Annotated in this window: 15 protein-coding genes; 12 read left to right on the top strand and 3 right to left on the bottom strand. The window is 44.2% G+C overall.

What is annotated here, in order from left to right:
• The first annotated feature begins 12 nt into the window (after positions 1-12).
• Positions 13-2019, top strand: coding sequence for a hypothetical protein (locus B0I27_RS17645; protein ID WP_219904999.1), 2007 nt, complete (start codon positions 13-15; stop codon positions 2017-2019).
• A gap of 332 nt (positions 2020-2351) precedes the next feature.
• Here the strand turns inward: B0I27_RS17645 and B0I27_RS08885 are convergent, their stop codons facing one another.
• The gene (locus B0I27_RS08885) at positions 2352-2780 is read right to left on the bottom strand and encodes a DUF6157 family protein (RefSeq protein WP_106292877.1); all 429 of its coding nucleotides are present in this window, start codon (positions 2778-2780) and stop codon (positions 2352-2354) included.
• A gap of 113 nt (positions 2781-2893) precedes the next feature.
• Between B0I27_RS08885 and B0I27_RS08880 the strand changes: the two genes are divergently transcribed.
• Positions 2894-3172, top strand: coding sequence for a hypothetical protein (locus tag B0I27_RS08880; RefSeq protein WP_106292876.1), 279 nt, complete (start codon positions 2894-2896; stop codon positions 3170-3172).
• Between the two features lie 4 nt (positions 3173-3176).
• On the opposite strand, the gene B0I27_RS08875 is transcribed toward B0I27_RS08880, so the two are convergent.
• Entirely contained in the window at positions 3177-3791 is a 615-nt protein-coding gene (locus B0I27_RS08875; protein ID WP_106292875.1) for a hypothetical protein, read from the bottom strand.
• Between the two features lie 4 nt (positions 3792-3795).
• Complete coding sequence (locus tag B0I27_RS08870; RefSeq protein ID WP_106292874.1) at positions 3796-4290, bottom strand: RNA polymerase sigma factor; 495 nt, start codon at positions 4288-4290, stop codon at positions 3796-3798.
• A gap of 206 nt (positions 4291-4496) precedes the next feature.
• Here B0I27_RS08870 and B0I27_RS08865 point away from each other — a divergent pair, with 206 nt between their 5' ends.
• The 10 genes from B0I27_RS08865 to B0I27_RS08820 all read left to right on the top strand — a co-directional run bounded on the left by B0I27_RS08865 (position 4497) and on the right by B0I27_RS08820 (position 23597).
• Entirely contained in the window at positions 4497-5747 is a 1251-nt protein-coding gene (locus B0I27_RS08865) for a PQQ-dependent sugar dehydrogenase (protein ID WP_106292873.1), read from the top strand.
• 194 nt (positions 5748-5941) lie between these two features.
• Entirely contained in the window at positions 5942-7585 is a 1644-nt protein-coding gene (locus tag B0I27_RS08860) for a hypothetical protein (RefSeq protein WP_219904998.1), read from the top strand.
• 7 nt (positions 7586-7592) lie between these two features.
• Positions 7593-9386 (top strand): alpha-L-fucosidase, encoded by a 1794-nt coding sequence (locus B0I27_RS08855; RefSeq protein WP_106292872.1) that lies wholly within the window; start codon positions 7593-7595, stop codon positions 9384-9386.
• Positions 9386-10597 (top strand): SGNH/GDSL hydrolase family protein, encoded by a 1212-nt coding sequence (locus B0I27_RS08850; protein WP_106292871.1) that lies wholly within the window; start codon positions 9386-9388, stop codon positions 10595-10597. The genes B0I27_RS08855 and B0I27_RS08850 overlap by 1 nt, the downstream gene beginning before the upstream one ends.
• A 31-nt stretch (positions 10598-10628) precedes the next feature.
• Complete coding sequence (locus B0I27_RS08845; protein ID WP_106292870.1) at positions 10629-12920, top strand: glycosyl hydrolase family 95 catalytic domain-containing protein; 2292 nt, start codon at positions 10629-10631, stop codon at positions 12918-12920.
• Between the two features lie 116 nt (positions 12921-13036).
• Positions 13037-15466, top strand: coding sequence for a glycoside hydrolase family 3 C-terminal domain-containing protein (locus B0I27_RS08840; RefSeq protein ID WP_106292869.1), 2430 nt, complete (start codon positions 13037-13039; stop codon positions 15464-15466).
• Between the two features lie 142 nt (positions 15467-15608).
• Positions 15609-18764, top strand: coding sequence for a SusC/RagA family TonB-linked outer membrane protein (locus B0I27_RS08835; protein ID WP_245925467.1), 3156 nt, complete (start codon positions 15609-15611; stop codon positions 18762-18764).
• Positions 18765-18769: 5 nt separating this feature from the next.
• Positions 18770-20272 carry a RagB/SusD family nutrient uptake outer membrane protein gene (locus tag B0I27_RS08830; protein ID WP_106292868.1) on the top strand — a complete coding sequence of 501 codons (1503 nt, stop codon included), beginning with the start codon at positions 18770-18772 and terminating at the stop codon, positions 20270-20272.
• A gap of 5 nt (positions 20273-20277) precedes the next feature.
• Complete coding sequence (locus B0I27_RS08825; protein WP_106292867.1) at positions 20278-21000, top strand: fasciclin domain-containing protein; 723 nt, start codon at positions 20278-20280, stop codon at positions 20998-21000.
• 143 nt (positions 21001-21143) lie between these two features.
• On the top strand, positions 21144-23597 hold the full coding sequence (locus B0I27_RS08820; RefSeq protein ID WP_106292866.1) for a glycoside hydrolase family 2 TIM barrel-domain containing protein: 2454 nt from the start codon (positions 21144-21146) through the stop codon (positions 23595-23597).

The raw sequence follows: 23597 nt of genomic DNA, 5'->3' as shown, positions 1-23597 counted from the left end.
ATCTGCGTTGATATGTTAGGAGAGGGATTTGACCTTCCGGAACTTAAGATTGGTGCTATTCACGATGAACGTCAAAGTATACCTATTACTTTGCAATTCATTGGACGCTTTACAAGAACAAGTTATAATGAGTTAGGAAATGCAAGTTTCATTACTAATATGGCTTATCCTCCTATTAAAGATGAACTTGATCAGCTCTATGCAAAGGATGCCGATTGGAATCTCCTATTACCTATGCTGAGTGAAGGGGCTGAGCAAAAACAAATAGACTTTAAGAACTTTTTGGACGGATTTAATCATTTAGAAGATTCAATAATACCGTTCCAGAACATTAGCCCAGCACTAAGTACTATTGTCTATAAAAATGATGGTGATACTTGGCATCCGAACAATTGGAGAGAGGGCATTAATAATCTTAATACCTATGATCACCAGTATTCGGATTATAACGCAGAACAGAATACTTTGGTTATTATTTTGGGTAAAGTAGTTAGAGTTGAATGGGGGGAATTTGATACGGTTCAGGACCTTACTTGGGATATGATTGTGGTTTTTTGGGATTTACGTCCAGAAATTAACCGGATTTTTGTCAATACATCCATTAAGAATTTTTCTTCTGAAACATTGGTGGATGAGATATTTGAAGGTAATCAAGTAAAAATTACCGGAAGGAACGTATTTCGTATTTTTCATGAAGTATACAGACTATCACTGTTTAATGTAGGTGCTAGAAAAGGTGTACCCGGTGACATTAGCTTCCAATCCTTTTATGGAAAAGGTGTGCAAGATGGTTTGCATATGCTTGAACAAGGTACTCTAATCAAAAATAACATCTTCGGGGTAGGTTACAAAGACGGAAACAAAGTCTCATTAGGATGTTCAGTTAAGGGAAAGGTATGGTCGTACCTAAGAGGTAATCTCCAGGAGCTTACTGCTTGGTGTAGAACTGTGGGAGATATTATCAATAACGCTGATATTAACCCTAATACAGTATTGGAGCATACACTACAAGTTGAAACTATTACCTCCAAACCAATTGTCACACCTATTGCAGTGGACTGGAATCCCGAAATGTACAAGTTTTCGGAGAGCAGATATCAAATATATTTAAATGGGATTAGATCATATCTTTGGGAGTTAAATATAGATATAGTTGATCATCAAGGCGACCATCTCCGCTTTTCTATCTCCAGTGAGTTACATACCGTTGAATTTGAGTTGGTGCTCGGAGTAGCGCAATTAAATGGAGAGCCTGTACCGAGTTTTGACATACTACAAATAGGTAACATCCCTGCAGAGATCATTAGCGGTTCGAAAACTGAGCAATTGGTTGACTATCTTAAGGATATGACACCACTTTTCTGGTTTGCAGATGGTAGTCAACTTATGCAAAACCAATATGTGAAACTGAGGAAGCATGCAGATCATATTCCATTGGATCAAATCATCAGTCAACAGTGGCCTGGTGTAAATCTCTCACATGAATCGCAGGGAATTCACCCATATTTGCAGGATTCTATTCAGTATAAGTTTATTGAACAGATCAGGAACCAATATGAAATAATCTATGATGACGATGGTAGTGGCGAAATTGCTGATATTATCGGTATCAATGATTCTGCGAATCATATCGACATTCACCTTTATCATTTGAAATATGCCAGAAATGGTCAGATCGGAAACAACATTGAAAATTTTTATCAAGTCTGTGGACAGGCACAGAAATCTCTGAACTGGAAGTATCGTCCAGGCAAGGAATTTTTTGAGCACTTGTTCAAGCGAAAGATGAAGACACGGAATGGACAGCAGTGTCCGAGGTTGGTAAAAGGCACAGAGGATGAAATGGAATATTTGCTTAATGCAGCCAAATGGACTAAAGAACTTCGCTTTCATATAAACATCGTACAACCAGGCTTGGCTAAAGCGGGGGCATCTGCGGATATACTTCAGATACTAGGAACAACGGCGCATTATTTACATACTGTCGGTAATGTTCATTTGCAAGTCTATACAAGCTAGCTCAATACGCGTTCTAATGAATTGAATTAGGCATCTGATCGTAAGGCATCACTTTATCTTGGAGACTTTTATCTCCTTTATTGCTAGTAGATGTTTAAAGTTAAAAGATATTAGTGCAGTTGAAGAGAGTTAGTGTTTGTAATACCTCTATAATTACTGCCAATATTGCCGAAATAAAAAAAATATTTTAAGCCGCATACTGTTAGAGTAGGTATTTCACTGATAGACAATTAATTTCTAACCATATAAACCAAGTAACAATGAGATTAGCGAAAGCAAGAATCCAAAACTATAGGTCTATAAAAGATACTGGCGTGAACTTGTTTACTCCGTCATTTTTTTGACGTCCGCATTGCTTTTACTTTTTTTATTGTTGGGTCAGCAACGAAGCTTTTATATTTATCTGTCTCCATTCCGCAAAGTGCAACTTTTCCGTTTTTGTCGCAATGAACACCCCACCCAAATTGTTTGGTTAGTGGCGAAGCTCGGAAACAGGGTTGTCCTTTTGAAAAAAAGTGCTCCCTTGCAGACTTGTAGTCGCTTTCCGTTACTTCATTTTTTTCGGCAAACACTTGAAATAAAACGTCGTCAGAAGTGTATTTGTAAGGATTTTTAGATAAGAGTTCAAATTGCATGGAAGCGACAGTTTTTTTGTCATTCTTAACTTCGGGGATTCGTCCTGCCGAAACTTTACAGTCATCAGCTACTTCAATAAATGTGTCAAAGTAGTTTGTCGTGTGTATTTTATTTATTGGTTTCATACGGTCTGTTGTGCTTGCCACTAATGATTTAGGCTTTGCGAAGATAGCGGATAAAAAGCGCTTCGGAGTTACTTCGGCCCTAAACAATACGTTAGCAACGTCGTTTTATCTGCATGGAAAACTTCTCAATTAAAGTCGACTATGCGGAGAAAATACATGAGTTCGAGGTTGGTGAATATCCGCACTATGACGATGAACGATGCAAATACCGGGTTTATAAAGATGGTACCTACGTAGCCAGTTTTGAACCGGACAGGCAGAACTATTTACATGTCTGTCAGAACGCAGCCGGACTCGATGAGGAGCTGTTGGATCTGCTGGCAGACTACATTGAATCACGAATTCCTCATCCCAGGAGCATAACCTTTAATGAAGATGAATCTGAAAGCTAATTGTTTACTGCTTAAATTCATTCAAAAGCTTTTGTAACTCCGTCAAGGGATCCTTAAAGTGTTTTTTGTTTTCTGCATGAATGGCAACGGTGCAGCAGAGAAGTGACGTGATGAAAATGAACGATGCACCTGCGGGATGAGCAATTACACCACCCGGAATGTAAATTCTAAAAACCATCCAGGTCATTATCGCCGTACTCAATATTACCAGCATGATTTCGTATGTGCTTTTGAATTTGTAAAAGCTCGACAAAAGTCTCTGGTGCTTTTGTATATACTCTTGAATGGGGAGGCCTGCAGCATGCTGGTCGCCAGATCGCAGACTTGCTATTTTCTTGAACTTTTTCAGTAATATGATTGTAAAGGGTATATATATGAGTATACAAAGGATACCTACAAAGATCAGCAATGAGTCATTCCAGTGTTTTATGATGACGTGTGTAAGATAGCTGTAAACGATAACTTGCAGGGCAAATGACGCCCAGAAATATTGCATATTTATTTTCATCTGCTTATTAGCTCTCAGCCTTAATATTTTATGCAATGAAGCTTTATCTAAATGAGAAGTATAGCGAGACGCGGTGCTGTCTTCCGCCCAGTTTTTCCGTAGCTCTTCCATGTTCTTACAAATTATGTTGTTTAAATTTTCTTAACTCGTTCTTAATTCTTACTAGTCGAACGCTGATGTTTGCTCTGGAAAGACCCGTAATACCGGAGATCTCATCGTATTGAAGATCTTCCAGATAGAGCAGGACTATAGATTTATTTAATGGAGACAGTTTGTCCAATAATTTATGAAGCATAGATATATCCCGCTCTTGCTCGCCGGTCGATTCATCAGGTATTTGATTATGTGCATCCGAGATGGATTCACTTTTGGTTCGTTTACTCCTTCTTAGGTTAGTTAAAGCTGTGTTAAGACATACTTTATACATCCATGTTGAAAACTTGGCATTCCCTTGAAAACCCGGGTACCCTCTCCATAGCTGATATAACATTTCCTGTATCAAATCCTCACGATCCTGACTGTCGTTAAAGTAAAGATTGCAGACCTTATGTGCGATACCTATATTTTGGTTGATCTGCCTGATAAATGCGTCTTCCAGTTTATCTTCCATTTGGAACCTTATCTTATTTTAGCAATTAGTATCAACCGAATGTAAAAAGCTACATTTGGAAAAGAAGTTTTATATCTTTTACTCAAGATTGTAATCTGAAACTGCACACAAGACTCAAAGTATCTGATTGTTCATCGATAATTTACAGAACAAAAATGAACATTCACAGGTATTTACAACCAGATAGCCCGACTAAAAGATAAGTTATGATTAGCATCCTGAAGTTTAAGAGTATTATCCTGATTGCTGGACTTATACCAGTATTAATATCATGTTCCGAAAAAAAGGTCAGTTCTACAGACTCATCCACACCGGAAGCATCAACTCCGGGATTAACGACATCGCCTGTAGAAACTAATCCTCCGAATACAAAGTACAAGCCTGCGTTTGAAGGGCAGACGCGGATAAACGGTGTAAAAACCAAAACTGCGTATAAAGCGACGGTTATTACATCATCTCTTGCAAACCCATGGGGCATTGTCTCGCTGCCAGACGGAAGGTTCTTAGTGACGGAGAAACCCGGACGTTTGCGAATTGTTAGTTCTGCCGGAACTTTGAGTGAGCCTATATCCGGTGTGCCCAAGGTTAATGCTTCAGGGCAAGGTGGTTTGCTTGGATTGTGCCTTGATCCGGATTTTGCATCTAACAGGATGGTTTATTGGTCATTCTCAGAACCCGGCAACCTCACTGCTATAGCTAAGGGGCGATTGTCGGCTGATGACCGTGCATTGGAGAACGTGACTGTCATTTACCGTGCAACACCTGCTTACGAGGGATCGCTTCATTACGGGGGCAGGGTCATCTTTGACCGCAGCGGGAACCTGCTGGCTAGTACAGGTGAACGTTCTGATCTGGAGACCAGGCCACAATCGCAGTCTGTTAGTTCGGGATTGGGGAAAATAGTCAGGATCAATAAAGACGGGCAGCCCGTTTCGGGTAATCCTTTCATGGGTCAAGCTGGCGCAAGGCCGGAGCTGTATTCTATTGGACACCGAAACCCGCAGGGATTGGCGATTCATCCGGTAACCGGCGACCTGTGGGAAAGCGAGCATGGTCCTAGAGGAGGGGATGAGATTAACAGAGTTGAAGCCGGTGCTAATTATGGCTGGCCTACAATAACCTACGGAATTGAATATAGCGGAGAGCGTGTGGGTGAGGGTATTTACCAAAAAGAGGGCTTGGTGCAGCCTGTGTACTATTGGGATCCGGTAGTGTCGCCGAGTGGCATGACGTTTTATAGTAGTGATCGTATTCCAGAGTGGCGAAATAACCTTTTTATCGGTGCCTTAAGTGGTATGCATATCGTTCGTCTGGTAATCGAAAACAATAAGGTTACGGGAGAGGAACGGTTGCTGACGGGAGAAAATCAGCGGTTCCGGGATGTTACTCAAGGCCTGGATGGTGCCTTGTATGCGGTTACTGATCAAGGTAGGTTGTACAAAATTGAGAAAGAATAGAAAGCCGACAAAGCTGAATTAGTTGAATCAATAGCCATTTATAGAGAGAATTTCCGTTACCGCATCAGTTAATTTTGGTTGACTGAGGTAATTAAGAAATGATCCGAAAAGATTTACTAAAAGTTTTACTGGTATTTTGTTTTGTAGTTTGCGGTTTTCGGATTAGCAAAGCTCAAACGGTACAGCCATTCATCATGGATATGGTTCACCACAACCCTGGTGAACCATTAACCGAGACAGCTTTCAGCGACCCCGAGTATCTAAAAACGTACGGTTATAACGGTATTGTTGTAAATGACTTCACATTTGCACACGCTGCTTTAACGTTTGATAGCTTGAATCGTGATATCTTCCCGGCCGGAAGTAAAGAACGGGCCTGGGTTATGGCTGCAGCTGAGCGTGTAAGAAACAATATATCCAGGGCAAAGAAGGCCGGTTTGAAGGTATATTATTTTACTGACATTGTCGTTGTACCAAAAAAGCTTGAAGAAATCTATCGGGATGAGATTGTTGACAAAGACGGGAAAATAACTTTTGACCGCCCCAAGACAGTTGAAATTCATCGAATCATGCTGGCCGAGCTGTTCGAGAAGTTTCCGGATCTGGACGGATTGGTCATTCGTACAGGTGAGACCTATTTGAACAACGTCCCGTACCATACGGGTAATAACCCCATCACCCGGGGTGTTGATAGCCATGTAAACCTCATTAATTTTCTAAAAGACGAAGTTGCCATCAAGCGTAATAAGAAGGTCTTCTACCGCACCTGGTTGTCGGCCGGTATGCATGAAAAACCTGAGGTCTATTTATCAGTAACCAATCAGATCATCCCTCATCCCAACCTGATATTTTCGATAAAACATACAAAGGGAGACTTCCACCGGACATTCGATTTTAATCCTACGCTTACACTGGGTAAGCATCCTCAAATTATAGAAATCCAATGTCAGCGTGAATACGAAGGTAAGGGCGCTTACCCCAATTACATTGCCGAAGGTGTGATAAATGGATTCGAGGAGTTCGCATCAAACAGACCCCAGTCCGGACACAAGGGACTTGCAGAGATTAAGGACCATCCTAATATGCAAGGTGTGTGGACCTGGAGCAGGGGTGGTGGCTGGGTTGGTCCCTTTATTACCAACGAGTTTTGGCCCCGATTGAACGCGTTCGTGATCAGCCGGTGGATGATGAGTCCCGGCGCTTCTGAAGAGCAGATCTTCGAACAGTTTATGGTCGAGAACGGCGTGTCCCTTAGTAGCAGGAAGATGTTTAGGGAGCTTTGTCTTTTGTCGGCAAAGGCCGTGCTGAGAGGTCATAACAGCGCCACGCTGGAGTGGAACGACAGATGGGTATGGTGGACGAGGGATGAGTTTCTTAGCGGGACTGATGGTCCCATCCTGCGCTCGGCATTTGAGAAACTTTACTCCAGCTCTTTACTTGAAAAAGCCGTAAAGGAGAAGTATGAGGCCTTGAAGCTATGGTCTGAAATAGAAGCCTTAAGCCGGAAAATAAAAATCACATCAAAAGACGACGAGAAATATATCCGGACCTCTTCCCGATATGGGCGTTTACTGCATGAGATCATTGCTGAAGGCTGGAATGTGATGGCTCTTGGCTTCGTAGGAGACAAGACAGGCAAGTATGATACCGCTCAGATAAAAAAGTCCATATACAGGTACGATCAGGCCTGGAAATCATACCGCAAGCTAGAGCGTACAGAGCCGGCAAGCGCGACTTTGTATAAACCCTATCAGTTCGTTTTCAGAGCAAGCGGCTATCATTCGACAGCCGGACTGGATGCTTCCGTAAGTAAGTATCGACAAATCAATTTAGACTAACATTTGTATGAGATCAGTAGCAAATAAATTTTTACTCGCCTTGTTTTTATCAGGCAGCGTTTTACAGGCCAATAGTCAAACGATGGATGAAATGTGGGACAGCCGGTCTTCTGATCAGGAGCATCCGAACATTGGCTGGTTCAAAGATGCAAAGTTTGGCATGTTTATTCATTGGGGTTTATACTCCAAGCTTGCAGGTGAGTGGAAGGGTAAACGTTATTACGGAAGCGGGGAGTGGATTATGAACCAGGCTAGAATTCCGATTGCGGAATACAGTAAAGAAGCGGCAACGTTTAATCCGACTAATTTTGATGCAGAGAAATGGGCTCAGCTTGCTGAAGACGCCGGGATCAAGTATATGGTGATTACAGCTAAGCATCATGAGGGATTCTCTATGTATGACTCGAAGGTTACAGACTTTGATATTGTAGAAGCGACGCCATATAAAAAGGATCCGATGAAGGCTTTAGCGGAGTCTACACGTAAGAGAGGAATTCAGTTCGGCTTTTATTATTCGCAGTTTCAGGACTGGTATGAACCTAACGGTGGTAAGAATACCTGGGATTTTGACGAGAGCAAGAAAGATTACCAGCAATATTATAATAACAAGGCGATTCCGCAGCTTAAGGAGCTGATGACTAACTACGGTCCCCTTGGGATTGTATGGTTTGATACGCCGGGCGGACTAACAAAGGAGCAAACAAACGATTTTATCAAGGGACTTCGCAAGCTGCAGCCTAATAGTTTGTTTAGCAGCAGAGTGGGTCATGGTTTGGGCGACTACCGGGATTATGGTGACTCGGAGATTCCGGCGACACCTATCAAAGGGGCCTGGGAATCTATTTATACGCACAATGACTCATGGGGGTATATTAACCATGATATGAACTTCAAAACTCCGCGGGAAATTGTGCATCTGTTGGCACAGGTAGCTTCAAAGGGTGGTAACCTGATGCTCAATGTAGGCCCTGATGGTACGGGTAAGATTCCGGAGTATTCGGAGAAGTTCTTAAGGGAGACCGGGAAGTGGCTTGCCAGGAACGGGGAGAGTATTTACGGTTCGACATATGGTCTCGTCCCAGCGCAACCCTGGGGAGTGTCGACTTCTAAACCCGGTAAACAGTACCTGCATGTGCTCAACAGGCCGCTGGATGGCAAGTTGGTTATTCCCGGCTTTAATGCTAACGTCAAATCTGTCGCCATATTAGGTGGACCGGCGTCCGTTCCTTTCAAAAAGCGGGGAGATGTTTTGGAAATCACCCTTCCTGCCGGAGAAGCGGCGAATTTGGCGACAGTATGCGTAGTGAATTATGCCGGCAAGCTGGCAGATCTTGACTTGAACGCTCCGGTGAGCGTATCCAACCAGTTCGAGTTCAATTCTGTTGAGGCTATTTTTGGGAGACCGCAGGGCAATACAAGAGTTAGGTCACTTACATACAGTCATTATTATGGCGATTGGAAGCACACGACATGTGTGACGGGCATGCAGGATTCATCAGATGCGATTACGTTTCAGCTGAATGTGCTGAATCCCGGAGACTATCAGATCATAGCGGAGTATAGCTGCCCGGAAGAAAGCGCAAAACTGGAGGGCTCATTGCATATTCAGAATCAGCAGTATCTGTTCCGTACGCTGCGCACGTCCGAATTTGTAAAAAGTGCTCCGCTTATGTTTATCAAACATACTTTGGCTACTACCACTTTTTCAACACCAGGGGTTTATCCTGTCGTTTTGCGCCCTGTCGGATCAGGCAAGGAGTTGTTTAAATTAAAGTCGCTGATTTTAAAGCCGGTAAGGTAATGACCATAATCAAGACCGTTTGTTTATCTGCTATACTTGTTTCCTGGGCCTATTTTAGTACGGCTCAGGCTCAAACCAATACCTCAACTGGTTTCGGGTCCTTTATCCATTATTACGGTGATCTTCGGAATTTTCGTTACCTGCTTAAGCACGAAAAGGAAATCAACGTGGCCTTTCTCGGCGGGTCGATCACGAAAAATGACGGGTGGAGAGACCAGGTTGGGGAGTATCTGAAAAGCAGCTATCCCCATATCAGCTTCAATCTGTTGAATGCCGGTATTCCTTCTCTTGGCAGCGTTCCCCATGCTTTCAGGTTTAAGGAAGACGTGCTCGCCAAGGGGAAGGTAGATCTTCTTTTTATAGAGTCTGCCGTAAATGACCGGGGAAATGGTACTCCGGAAATCCAGCAAAGACGGGCACTGGAGGGGATAGTGCGGCAGGCCTTAAAATCCAATCCGCATACAGACATCATTTTAATGGCTTTTGCGGATGAGCTGAAAATGGAAGACTACAGATCGGGAAAGGTTCCTCCGGAAGTAAGGATTCATCAGGAAATTGCTTCGAAATATAAATTGCCGTTTATCAATCTCGCAGAGGAGGTGACTCGTAGAATAGACAACAAAGAGTTTAGCTGGAAGGAAGATTTTAAGAACCTTCATCCCTCGCCATTTGGCCAGGATGTCTATTTCAGATCGATACAAAACTTGTTCGAGCGGCTTCGATCTAAGGTTTTCCCGGCGAGTGGATTATCTGCTCATGTGCTGCCTCGTGCTATGGAGAAGAAGAACTATTGTTCGGGAAGGTACGTGCCTGTCAGTCAGGCTCAATCCATCAAAGGCTTTCAGTTAAATCCTGCATGGAAGCCTAAAGACGGCGCACGTACGAGGCCAGGTTTTTCTAACCGTCCCGTGTTGGAAGGAGAGGGAGCGGGAGCAGAGTTGCATTTTAACTTCCAGGGGGATGCTGTCGGTATAGCCGTTAACTCGGGTCCGGACGCTGGGGTAATCGAATACAGTATTGACGGAGGAGCATTCAAGGAGATAGACCTCTATACACCATGGAGCAAGTCGTTACATCTGCCCTGGTATCTGGTGCTTGGGGATGACCTCAAAGCGGGAACTCCCCACCAATTAATGATAAGAATAAAGAACTCAAAAAATACCGCTTCAAAAGGCCAAGCATGCAGGATCGTTCACTTTCTGGTGAATTAGTTTCTCGTAGCATCTGACTAACTATACCAATATGCGTAATCATAAATTTATTTTCGTACTTATCTTTTTGGCAGGAGTGTATGCCAGCTTACAAGCGCAGCCAGCTTATGAGAGCAGAAATTCGGCTGTTTTAACTACAGCTCCGGCGAAGTTGCCGGTGAAAAGGGTTCCGGCTGCCGCTGTAGCGGGAAATGGAGATATAGGATTAACTCTCGGAGGTAACCCTGATCATTTGACATTTTATCTGGGTAAGAACGATTTTTGGCGGGCTCACCCGGTTTATCCAGGAGGTGGGATAGCTTTTCCCGGAGGGTTTGATATCATGATAAGTGATTTGGCGGGAGCCAGTTACCGTGCCGAACAGCAGATCGGTAAGGCACGTATCGCTGCGGAATTTGGAAAGGGTAAGTTGCGTGTACAGATGAATACTATCGTGTCGGCAACCAGTAATAACGTACTGATTGAGCTGACCGCTAACAGAAATAGCCGTTTGAAATTTAATTTGTGGCCGGCTGAAGGAAATACATCGGAGGTTTCTAATGGGAAAGATAAGGATGTGTATCGGGCGGTACGATCATTTGCCAACACCCCGATGCTGGAATGGCCCTCTCATGTGGCAATTGCCATGAAGGTTTTAAACGCAACAACTTCTTCTGAGCAAAGTGTTGAATTGCCAGCCAATAAGAAAGTTGTCTTTGTGTTGAGCATGTTTACCAATCATGATCGGGTTGATTGGAAAAGTCACGCTATCAGCAACGTTCAGAATATCGATGAACAGGCGGTAGCACGACTTAAAGAAAGTCACGAGCAGTGGTGGTCGAATTTCTGGAGTAAGTCTGAGATTCAGATCCCCGACAAGATGCTGGAGAAGTATTATTATACGTCACAATATCTTCTGGGAAGCAGCTCACGGAAGGACAAATTTGCTCCGGGCATCTGGGGGCCTTTCATTACTCAGGATTCGTCGCTTTGGGGTGGTGATTATCATCTGAACTATAATTACCAGGCTCCTTATTGGGCAGCGTTTTCATCTAACCAGATCGATCTGACGGATAATTTTGATCAGCCTATCCTGGATTATATGGAAAAGGGAAAGGCGCATGCACGTGATCTACTCGGACAAAATGGTATTTATTATCCGGTAGGAATTGGTCCCAAAGGCTTAGTGACAACCCGTTGGCCACTCACGGAGGATGAAATGTTGAAAAGGTATGCCACGAGAGAAAATACCATTGACGGGGGATATAAGTTTCTTGGCCAGAAAATCAATGCTGTATTCAGTGTGGGAAATATGCTGATGCGCTTTTACAGCACTTATGACAGCGATTATGCGAAGCGTGTTTATCCTTATATGCAACAGTGCGCTATCTTTTGGGAAGAGTATCTGAAGTTTGAAAATGGGCGATATGTTATCTATATGGACCATTTCAACGAAGTTATGCCTAACATTCGCAACAAGGGAATATGGCGTAATCGCTTAGGTGATTTTAATTCCAGCTTATCCATTGGTCTTGTGAAGATGCTGTTCAAGGGAATGCTCGACGTAAGTGAACACTTGAATGTAGATGCTGAACGTCGGGATAAGTGGAAACATATCGTGAGTCACTTAAGTCAGCCCCCTGTCGGAGAGGTAAACGGTAGGATGGCGCTTAAAAGCGTAGAACGAAATGTTGATTCAGATAATCCACCGGCTGTAGGGCTTTCAAGGGTATCGATTCATGGATTGATATTACCCGGAGGAATAGCCGGCCCGAAAACAGATGCTGAATTTAATAAGATTCTGTTAAGCGACATTTCTCATTGGAAGGATAATATTGCTTCGAAAGCTGACTGGGCTAATACATCAGGAAACGGTATTGAGACTTGTTTTCCGGCAGCAGTACGAGTGGGGTATAGCGCAGATTCGGTTTTGATGTATCTGAAAGAAAGAATTTCGGCACAGTCACTTCCAAATTTCTGGATCACTCAAGGTGGTGGTGGTATTGAGACACTTGCTGCTGTGCCACTCACTATCAATGAAATGCTCATGCAAAGCTACGAAGGTATCATCCGGGTGTTTCCAAACTGGAACAAGCGGAAAGACGCAAGTTTTAAGACGCTTAGGGCTTATGGGGCGTTTCTGGTTAGCAGTAAACTGGAAAAAGGGAGTATTCAGTACGTTGATCTGGACAGTGAAAAGGGCCGGGTCTGTGTAATGGAAAATCCCTGGCCCGGAAGGAAGATCAAGGTGGTTCGCGGCAATGGCAAGACCGAATTTGTTGAGGGAGAAAGGGTATCTTTTAGCACTTCTGTTAACGAACGACTGAGATTAATGGCTATGTGAAACCGGGTTTTTCAGGTTGTGATGTCAATATAACAGACCATTTAGCCAATTGAGGGGCACTTTCTGATCTCGGAAAACCCGGATCTTCGTAATCAAAGTAAACCTAATTTTTTCAGATGTCTGTAAATAGAACAAGCGGAATAGTATTGTTTGTCAGTGTCGTTCTTGGTGCTCATTTCCCGGTGGGCTCCATGGCACAGAATAGAACGAAGTCGATTTACCAAAAAGGTTGGATTGACTTAAATAAGAATGGGAAGAAAGATATATATGAGGATCCGGCGCAAAGTATAGAGAGACGGGTTGAGGATCTGTTATCTCAGATGAACACGGACGAGAAGACCGCCCAGACGGCTACGCTTTATGGGTACGGGCGTGTACTTCAGGACGAGCTACCCAAGCCGGAGTGGAAGAGTTCAATCTGGAAAGATGGAATTGCCAACATAGATGAAGAGCTAAACAGCGTGCCCAACAATAAGAAGGCCGCTACCTCTTATTCTTATCCTTTCAGTAAACATGTAAAGGCTAAAAACACCGTACAGAGGTGGTTCATAGAAGAAACCAGGCTGGGGATTCCGGTCGATTTCACAAATGAAGGAATTCACGGGCTGTGCCATGAAAAGGCAACACCTTTTTGCGCTCCGATCGGTATCGGCAGTACATGGAATAAAAATTTGGTGGGAAAAGCCGGGCATATCGTTGGCCGCGAAGCCAGAGTTCTCGGCTACACGAATGTTTATGCGCCGATCCTGGATCCGGCGCGTGACCCGAGGTGGGGACGTGTGGTAGAATGTTATGGAGAGGATCCCTTTCATATTGCTGAGTTGGGTAAGCAGATGGTTTTGGGAATACAGGCCGAAGGAGTAGCTGCAACCTTAAAGCATTATGCAGTTTATAGTGTTCCAAAAGGGGGAAGGGACGGCCACGCACGTACAGACCCGCACGTTGCTCCGCGTGAAATGCATCAATTGTATCTGTATCCTTTTAGAAGAGTTATTGAAGAAGCCCACCCTATGGGCGTCATGAGCAGCTATAATGATTGGGACGGGATTCCCGTTACCGGCAGCTACTATTTCCTGACGGAGTTGCTGCGTAATCAGTTTGGATTTAAGGGCTATGTCGTGTCGGATAGTGAGGCGGTTGAATTTATCGCGTCTAAGCATCATGTTGCTGCGGATTTTAAAGGAGCTATTGAACAGGCCCTAAAGGCTGGTCTGAATGTATGGACGAATTTCAGAGATCCGAAGATTTATCTGGAGCCTCTGCGTGAGTTGGTTAAGGAGGGCAGGGTTTCCACCGAGGTGCTCGACCAGCGCGTCAGAGAGGTGTTGACCGTCAAGTTCAGGTTGGGGCTTTTCGACAAGCCTTTGGTTGATGATCCGCGCAAAGCGGATCGTTTGGTACATACCCAGGCAGACCGGGATTTTGCTCATCAGCTTAACAGGGAGGCATTGGTGCTTCTAAAGAATGAGGCTAAGACGTTGCCATTGAGTAAGGATAAAGCCATGAAAGTATTGGTTACCGGACCTCTAGCTGAGGAAGTCAACTATACAGTAAGCAGATACGGCCCCGGTAATAATCCTTCGCTTTCTATTTATAAGGCGCTGCAGGCATATGGTACTGAAAAAGTAAAGTTTGATTATGCCAAAGGCTGTGATATTGTTAATGAAGGATGGCCGGGTACGGAACTCGTTCCAACGCCCTTAACTGACGAAGAAAATGCGGGTATAGCAGCAGCTGTTGAGAAAGCAAAGAACGCGGATGTGATCGTAGCTGTGGTTGGTGAAGATGAGAAACGGGTGGGAGAGAGTCTGAGCAGAACCAGCCTGGATCTTCCAGGGCGTCAGCAGCAGTTGCTCGAGGCCTTGCACAAAACAGGTAAACCGATTATCGTAGTGCTTGTCAACGGACGTCCGCTAACCATCAACTGGGCCGACCAAAATGCAGATGCAATTCTTGAAGCTTGGTTCCCGGGTCCTGAAGGCGCGAAGGCGGTTGCTGAATCCCTGTTCGGTGACTATAATCCAGGTGGTAAACTTCCGGTGACTTTTCCGAAATCTATCGGTCAAATTGAGCTTAATTTTCCTTTTAAGCCGGGTTCTCACGCGAATCAGCCTTCCAGTGGTGATAACGGATTTGGAAGATCCCGCGTTAACGGGCCGCTGTATCCATTCGGCTTCGGCTTGAGCTATACTACTTTTGGCTATGATAACCTAAAGGTTAGTCCGGAAAAGCAGGCTGTCGGAGGAAATTTCAAGGTATCGGTAGATATTTCCAATACAGGAACGGTTAAAGGAGACGAGGTAGTGCAGCTGTATGTGAAAGACAAATTAAGCAGTGTTGTTGTCTACGATTCCCAGCTGAGAGGATTTGAAAGAGTTCACCTTGCTCCGGGAGAGAAAAAAACTGTCACATTTGAACTGAAGCCCCAGGACCTTGAACTTCTTGATCGCGATATGAAAGCCGTTGTGGAACCGGGTGAGTTTGAAGTCCTGATAGGAAGCTCCTCGACAGATATCAGACAGCGGCAGCTGTTCCATGTAGAATAGTGTCAATTCAGTTGAATAATTCGCTAACCTGCTTACATAATCGCCTTTGTTTTTTCAGTCAATTGCGTCGATTAAAGGATCTGTTTAAATCTGTCTTTAAATACTAACAATAGCAATTAACCTAAAGATTAAACCAATTGATATGAGTAAAATTTGTACCCGATCTTTTTCATGTTTGAGCATAAGTAGTAAGTGGATAGCCGGGGCCACCAAGCTGCTTATACTTCTATTCTTTATGAATATGAATTCAGACGCATTTTCTCAGGCGGCTGTGTCCATTAGCGGAACCGTGACGGATAACAAGGGAGAGCCTCTTCCAGGCGTCAGTGTACGCGTAAAGGGAAAAACACAAGGAACCAGTACGAATGCTTTGGGAAAATATAATCTCAGAGTGACCGGAACCGGAATTACACTGCAGTTCACTTTCATAGGCTTCGAAACCAGAGAAGTCAATGTTGGCTCCCGGACTGTCGTAAATGTGTCTTTGGCAGAAAGTGCCAATACGCTTCAGGAAGTTGTAGTGAGTACCGGATACGGCGGTTCTGCAAAGAAAAGGGATCTTACAGGCCCTATCAGTACTGTCGGTGAAAAGGCCATTGCTGAAAGACAACCCGTAACCATATTCGATGCCTTGCAAGGTCAGGCAGCGGGTGTGCAGGTGTCTAATGACAATGGTGATCCATTCGGTCAGGGAACTATTCAAATCAGGGGAGCCTCATCACTTAATTCCGGGAATGGTCCTCTCTATGTGATCGACGGTTTGATATCTCAGGACGCGTCATTTGTAAATCCTTCAGACATCTTATCTTTCGAAATTTTGAAGGATGCTTCCACCGCCGCGATCTACGGTGCGCGGGGTGCGAACGGTGTTATCTTAATTACTACCAAGAGAGGTAGAGAGGGACGCCCGATGGTGCAGGTAAATCTTTCCAACGTATTCGGCAGCTTGGCTAACAAACTACGCACTACGAGTGCTGATGAGCTCCGCTATTTCAGAAAGATGCGCGGAGGTGGCGACGGTTTTGGTGGAAACATCGATTCAGTTAACCCTTACCTGAACGCAGATAATGATTTTCAGGATTTATTGTTCAGGAAAGGAAACAGAAAGGTATTAGGTGTGAACGTCAGTGGAGCAACAAAAGGCTTGAGCTACTATGGCGGGGTTACCTACACAGATGATCAGGCAATTGTTATTAACAGCTGGATGAAGCGTTTGCAGGCTAAGATCAATGTGGACTACCAGGCGACTCCTAAATTGAAGTTATATAATAATCTTTCTTACAGCTATCAGACAGGGAATCAGATTCCTATTGCAAACAGTGCCAAGCAAGTTTTCGAACGAAATCCATGGACAAGTTTATACCGGCCGGATGGGAGTTTAGCAAGTTATGTGGAGTCGAAGCGGAATCCGGTTGCTTTCGCCATGCTTAATGAAGATCTGGATAACGACTACACTGCTCAGTTCAATACGAAGGCTGAGTACAAACTCTTAAGTTCGCTTACGTTCACCACATTATTTAACGCCAGACTGGATAACGAAACGAACAGATCTTTCACGCCATCTTCCCTGACCAGTGGTGGAACGGGTGATGCCAGGGGAAGCAATACTTTCAATAAGGATTTCTACTGGGAATTCCAGTCATTCCTGAATTATGATAAAACATTCGCTAAAGACCATGCTGTTACCGGCTTACTGGCTTTCACTGCGGATCGGTTCAGATTTGACGATTATACGATATCGATGTTCAAGTATGTGAGCGAGGCCATCAATACATCCAATGCAGGTATGTTGGATCTTAATGCCACCGGAACTACTGCCGGAGCGTATTCTAACGTATCCGTATTCGGGCGTTTAGGTTATAACTACAAAAGCCGATATATCTTGCAGGGAACGATCAGAAGAGATGGATCGTCAAAATTTGGTATAAACAACAGATGGGGAACCTTCTTATCTGGTTCAGGAGCCTGGAGATTATCAGACGAGGAGTTCATGTCGTGGGCAAAACCTGCGCTTACTGATGCCAAGCTTCGCTTTGGTATTGGACAGGCCGGTAACGATGCTATTGGTAACTATTCTGCCTACACGCTGGTTAACTTCGGTGGCGAGTACTATAATGGAAACAGTGCTGCTGCGGAATCGTCAACCTTAGGTAACGACGCTATCAAATGGGAAACAACAACCTCAAAGAATATGGGGCTTGATCTATCCTTTCTTAAAGGACGGTTAAACTTTGTTGCCGACCTGTACACCAAGACGACAACAGACCTTTTGTACAGACAGGAAATTCCGAAAGAAACCGGAAAGTCAAACACCACGATCAATCTGGGATCAATTGAGAACCGAGGATTGGAAATGTCATTAACAGGTACCGCAATCTCAAATACGAATATGGGTTGGGATATAAGTGCCAACATTTCCTTCCAGAGTGGAAAGGTGAAGAAGCTTGCGAACGGCACGCCGTTTATCAGCGGAAACATCTGGAGAATTGAAGAGGGTGGTAAAATTGGCGATATGTTTATGTGGAAAAACTTAGGCGTTTATCAATATGATGTATCGAATGCTTATACGCCATCAGGTGAAAGACTGACCCCTGTAAATGTACAGGTTTCTGCAGACGGCATGTCGGTGGTAGATTTTGATGGCTATACATTGAACGGCCAGCCATACACCGGAGATGTTCGCAAGAAAGCAAGAAACGGAATTGTGCTTGAGGGTGGAGATACAGAATGGTATGACCTGAATAATGATGGACTGATTGATGATAATGATAAGGTTATCGTTGGAAACGGATTGCCTGACTTTTATTTCGGTATCAATAATAATTTCAGGTACAAGGCCTGGTCTCTAAGCTTTTTGTTTACGGGACAGGTAGGCAACGACATCTATAATAAAGTAAGAAACGATCAAAACGCTGCCTCATCTACTTATACACCGCCAATCTGGGATGCGGCAACTACAGCCTGGGCTAAGCAAGGAGATATTTCCAAATATCCTAACTGGGTAAGAAAGAACGATCGACAGAGTATCGTTACGGGTTATAACAGCCTTTACATCGAAGACGGTACTTTTATCCGCTTGTCGAGTGCTAGACTAACCTACACCTTTGATTCGAAACTGGCTAACAGAATGAAGCTAAAGGGACTAAGTCTGTATACATATGGTCAGAATCTTCTTACCTGGACCAACTACAGCTGGTACGATCCAGAGTTCAGTTCTTCAGGTTTAGAGATCGGTCAGGATAGCGGAAGATATCCTAAGAGAAGAGAGATCGGTCTAGGTGTAAACGTTAATTTTTAGTAGAGATGAAAAAGATATTAACAACCATTATAGCTGCAGCCATTTTTTTATCTGGGTGTAAGGATTTTTTAACAGAGGAGCCCCTGGCGCAGGTTGCCACAGAAGCCTACTTCAAGTCGGGTAAGGATATTAATTCAGGGTTGGCAGGTGTGTACAGCTCATTTCAGGAGATGATGACCGGAACCGGGGAAGGATTTTCGGGAATGTACCATTACTGGGGTGAAGGAAGATCGGATAATTTTGATCGGTCACAATATGCAAACAGTATGATATCTGAGCTTGCCATCAATACATTGACATCGGGTAACGGTTCTGCGAACTGGAATAACCTATACCGTACCATTGCAAGGGCTAACCTGATGATTCAGCGTTTGCCTGATGTTCAGAAATATGATCCGAATGTTTCGACGGCAACGATCAACTCTGCGCTGGCACAGTGTTATGCTATGCGTGCGATATGTTACTTTTATATCGTACGTATATGGGGAGATGCACCCATTCGTACGGAGGCGTACGAAAGTCTCAGTGTAGACCCGGAGCTTCCGAGAGAATCCAAGGAAAAAATCTTCACGGAGGTAATCATTCCTGACCTGACGATGGCTTATGATCTTATTCCAAAGGCTCAGACTCCCGTGGTATGGAACATTAACGAGGGAGCCATTGCGGCCACGTTGGGAGATGTATACGCATGGAGGAAGGATTATGAAAATTCTAAACTGTGGCTTTCAAAAGTGTTTGAGGCGAGAGGACCCAAGGGTGTGGCACATGGCAATACCGGGGCAACGCTTGAGCCACAAGCTACCTGGAAGAATCTGTTTTTAAATCCTGCAATTACCAATGAAGCAATCTGGAGTATTCATTGGGATTTCGCCAACAACGGTTGTGCTTGTATTCCGGTATCTGTAGGCAAGACGAACAACCCGGTACGGGTGGACTCTATTATTCATGAGGATTGGAAAAAAATCAAAGCTGATACGCGTGTTGCCAAGACTATAGATACCCTTCCCGGACTAGGACACATTGATAAGGTGGTAAAATATCACGACGTTAAGACGTTCGGAAATAACGCCAGTATAAACGAAGCGTTTCCGGTATATCTGGTTATGTACCGACTTGCTGATGTCTATCTACTATACGCAGAAGCATTAAACGAGACCGGATCGCAGTCTGAAGCGATCAGGTACCTGAACCTCATCAGAACCAGAGCAGGCCTTCCGGCGATTACAGCATCAAGCCCGGAGGCGGCCAGCAAGGAGACTCTTGCCAGTGCCATCCTTGCTGAAAGGAGATACGAGCTTTTTGCTGAGGGTAAAAGGTGGTTTGATATCGTAAGGGCTGATAAGGTAAAAGAGATCATGGATCCGATAATTAAATATCGCGTTGAGCGAATTACGCAGCGACCGGATCTTGTCGGTTTCGGCACAGATATGAACAAGATATTATGGCCGATTCACAGAACCCTTTTAGAGGACAATAAAAAGTTAGTTCAGAATCCATCTTACAACTAGTAAATATGAAAACCATAAAAAATATAACGTCTTGTTTGTTTCTTTTCATCCTTTTCAGTGCCATTCAGGGGTGCACCCTTTTCGGCCTGGATATGCAGGAAGACTATGACCGTAAACCCAATACGCTTAATCCCAATCTGAACAAGACAGCCTGGCAATATTTGAAAGAGCGCGCTACAGGTTCTACTGTAAATGATCAGATTTTTAGCAGAATGCTGGAAGGAATACAGTATGCAGAAATCGATAGCAATGAGTATAAAAAACCAGGCCGGACCTACATTTTGCTTCATAACGACGCGATCAATCGTGCCACTACTCCCCCAACAGACTGTTTCTTCGGAGCAAATATGGTAAATGCAAAGCCGGCAACAGCCTGGAGCAGTTATCCTAAGGAGTTTGTAAAAAGGTATTTCGAATACCTGATTCTGGAAGGCGAGTACAGTCATTATACACTTCCTGTTATAGAAGCGGTAAAGGCTAATACAACTGCACCTGCGGGTTCGCTGGTATCACTTCCGGCAGGTATCACCAGGCATTCAACTGCGCCTTTTGTACCAAACCCGGAATCCAAAATGTCTTTGCGGGTGCTGAACAGCTCACCGTCTAACACCTCCGATTATCCTGTTCAGCTTAATGGTACCAGGAACGTGAGGACCAGCAGCCTTTTGGCTACCAATGGAGTTGTACATGTAATCGACCGCTTTTTAAGTACAACCATGCCTGATTAGTAAAAACGCAAATACACATTAAGTTAGGGAGTTAGCTCCACGACATTGGTTCAAACAAAAAGAGGCTGTATCATAGAACATGATTACAGCCTCTTAATTACGTATCGGTTCCGGACAAGAGGAATCTTTTAAACTTTGAGGAAGTGAAGCGATTTCAATTATTGTTACTATTATTTGTTTCAGCGATATCCGTCTGTGCCCAACAGCGAGTAAGGCTAAATGATAACTGGCAATTTATGCGTCAGGATTTGGGAGGAATTTGGGAAGCTGTTCGCGGAGTAGAGCCAGGGAGTCCGGAAAGCGTCCCTTTATGGGAAAATGTTACGTTGCCGCACTGTGTCAACGCCGTAGATGGGGTACATCCGGATCTTAACTATTATCAGGGGCCATCCTGGTACAGAACCCGGTTAAAAGTGAGCAATCCGTATGAAAACGGAAGAACGCTCCTGCATTTTGAAGGAGCAGGTCAAAAGACTTCGGTATTCGTCTATACCACGGAGGTGAAAACGCATGTTGGGGGCTATGATGAATGGACCGCTGATATTACCGAGGCTGTAGAAGCATTTAAAAAAACGGATATCTGTAGAGAACTATTCAATGGTGAGGTACCTGTATCGATACGAACCGATAACTCGCGTGATCTGGAAATGATTCCTTCAGATCTCTCTGATTTCAATATCTATGGAGGTTTGTACAGGTATGTTAATCTTGTTTATGCGCCAGCTCTTTCCATCGAGAAAGTTTTTGCTTTCGCTGAAGTGGACAAAACAGGCAAGAACGCAAGGCTGCAGGTAAAGGCGAGATTTTATAATCCGGATCAGGTTTCTTCAGCCGAGGCTGAAGTGAAACTACTTGACCAAATGGGGCGCATAGTGAGAAAGGAAAGACTGAAAGTAAATATAGAGGGTGGGTCGCTATCATTAACTGACTGGCGACTGAAAAATCCCCTCATCTGGTCTACCGATCGTCCTGTTCTTTATACCGTCGAGGTGAGTATTCACTCTTCGAATGGAGAATACAAACATGCTGAAAAGGTTGGATTCCGTCACTTTGAATTTATAGAGAAGGGGCCCTTCATGCTGAATGGTAAACGTCTTTTGCTGAAGGGCACACACCGACATGAAGATCATGCGGGTGTAGCTGCGGCCATGACGGAGGACATGATTCGTACAGAGATGAAGATGATGAAGGATATGGGCGTTAATTTCATTCGTCTGGGTCATTATCAGCAATCGCGTATCGCATTAGACCTTTGCGATAGTCTGGGTATCCTGGTATGGGAAGAGATTCCATGGTGCCGGGGAGGCTTAGGAGGTGATGTTTATAAAGAGCAGGCCAGAAGAATGCTTACTAACATGATTGAACAGCATTACAATCATCCTTCAATAATTATCTGGGGTCTGGGAAATGAAAATGACTGGCCAGGTGACTTCTCCCAATTTGATAAGGAAAAAATCAGAGCTTTTATGAAAGAGCTTAACGATTTTTCTCATAAGCTGGATAACTCAAGAAAAACGGCCATCCGCCGTTGCGATTTCTGCAGTGATATCGTGGACGTTTATTCTCCTTCCATCTGGGCAGGTTGGTATCGTGGAGTTTATACCGAATACAAGAAGGTTAGTGAAGCAGAATTTAAAAAGTACAAGCATTTTCTCCACGTTGAGTGGGGCGGAGATAGCCATGCACGTCGTCATTCTGAAAACCCGGACAATGCACTAATGAAGGTTCAGGCTGCGGGAGAAGCTGATGAACGTGCAGGAGATGCTTCTTTGTACGGAGGAAGCACCCGTGTTTCCAAAGACGGAGATTGGAGTGAATCGTATATCTGTAATTTGGTGGACTGGCATTTGAAAGAACAAGAAACCATGCCATGGTTAACGGGAACAGCACAATGGCCTTTCAAGGATTTCTCTACGCCTGTTCGTCCGGATAATCCGGTGCCTTATATGAATCAGAAAGGAGTAGTGGAGCGCGATTTTACCAAGAAAGAGGTATTTTACGTTTATCAATCTTACTGGACAGATAAACCCATGGCTCATATTTACGGTCATTCATGGCCTGTTCGTTGGGGCGAGGCAGGTGAGGATAAGATGATAAAAGTTTATTCCAATTGCGACGAAGCTGAGCTATTCCTGAATGGTAAAAGTCAAGGGGTTAAGAAGCGGAATAGTCAGGATTTTCCAGCAGCAGGACTTCGTTGGAATCTGAAATTTATTGCCGGAGAGAACCATGTCAGAGTAGTCGCCAGAAAGGGAAAGGTGACCGTTGAGGACTCCATACGTTTTCAGTACCAGACAGCGAAATGGTCTGCGCCAGCGAGGATGACACTCACTAAGATTGAAGATAAAGATGGTATTCAAACGTTTGAAGCCAAAATCGTTGATGAAAATAACGTTCCATGTCTCGACGCACGGAACTGGGTACGTTTTTCATTGGCAGGAGATGGGGAACTCATTGAACATCAGGGAACATCGTGGGGATCCAGCTTTTTGCAGATGTATAATGGCAGGGCAATAATTCGCGTAAAATCCACCAAGGGAGGGTATGTCGTTGTTGCTAAGTCTGAAGGGATTCCTACCGTTTCCATAAATCTTTAA

This window comes from Arcticibacter pallidicorallinus, from assembly GCF_003002875.1.
Taxonomy (GTDB): domain Bacteria; phylum Bacteroidota; class Bacteroidia; order Sphingobacteriales; family Sphingobacteriaceae; genus Arcticibacter; species Arcticibacter pallidicorallinus.
The sequence above is the reverse complement of the archived record's forward strand: the minus strand, read 5'-3'. Positions and strand labels throughout refer to the sequence as shown.

Bases quoted from the DNA above. Each gene is read 5' to 3' on its own strand.
- B0I27_RS08825 (WP_106292867.1), top strand. From the start codon at position 20,278: ATGAAAACCATAAAAAATATAACGTCTTGTTTGTTTCTTTTCATCCTT.
- B0I27_RS08855 (WP_106292872.1), top strand. From the start codon at position 7,593: ATGAGATCAGTAGCAAATAAATTTTTACTCGCCTTGTTTTTATCAGGC.
- B0I27_RS08865 (WP_106292873.1), top strand. From the start codon at position 4,497: ATGATTAGCATCCTGAAGTTTAAGAGTATTATCCTGATTGCTGGACTT.
- B0I27_RS08840 (WP_106292869.1), top strand. From the start codon at position 13,037: ATGTCTGTAAATAGAACAAGCGGAATAGTATTGTTTGTCAGTGTCGTT.
- B0I27_RS17645 (WP_219904999.1), top strand. From the start codon at position 13: ATGTTAGGAGAGGGATTTGACCTTCCGGAACTTAAGATTGGTGCTATT.
- B0I27_RS08860 (WP_219904998.1), top strand. From the start codon at position 5,942: ATGGATATGGTTCACCACAACCCTGGTGAACCATTAACCGAGACAGCT.
- B0I27_RS08885 (WP_106292877.1), bottom strand. From the start codon at position 2,780: ATGAAACCAATAAATAAAATACACACGACAAACTACTTTGACACATTT.
- B0I27_RS08845 (WP_106292870.1), top strand. From the start codon at position 10,629: ATGCGTAATCATAAATTTATTTTCGTACTTATCTTTTTGGCAGGAGTG.
- B0I27_RS08835 (WP_245925467.1), top strand. From the start codon at position 15,609: ATGAGTAAAATTTGTACCCGATCTTTTTCATGTTTGAGCATAAGTAGT.
- B0I27_RS08880 (WP_106292876.1), top strand. From the start codon at position 2,894: ATGGAAAACTTCTCAATTAAAGTCGACTATGCGGAGAAAATACATGAG.
- B0I27_RS08850 (WP_106292871.1), top strand. From the start codon at position 9,386: ATGACCATAATCAAGACCGTTTGTTTATCTGCTATACTTGTTTCCTGG.
- B0I27_RS08870 (WP_106292874.1), bottom strand. From the start codon at position 4,290: ATGGAAGATAAACTGGAAGACGCATTTATCAGGCAGATCAACCAAAAT.
- B0I27_RS08830 (WP_106292868.1), top strand. From the start codon at position 18,770: ATGAAAAAGATATTAACAACCATTATAGCTGCAGCCATTTTTTTATCT.
- B0I27_RS08875 (WP_106292875.1), bottom strand. From the start codon at position 3,791: ATGGAAGAGCTACGGAAAAACTGGGCGGAAGACAGCACCGCGTCTCGC.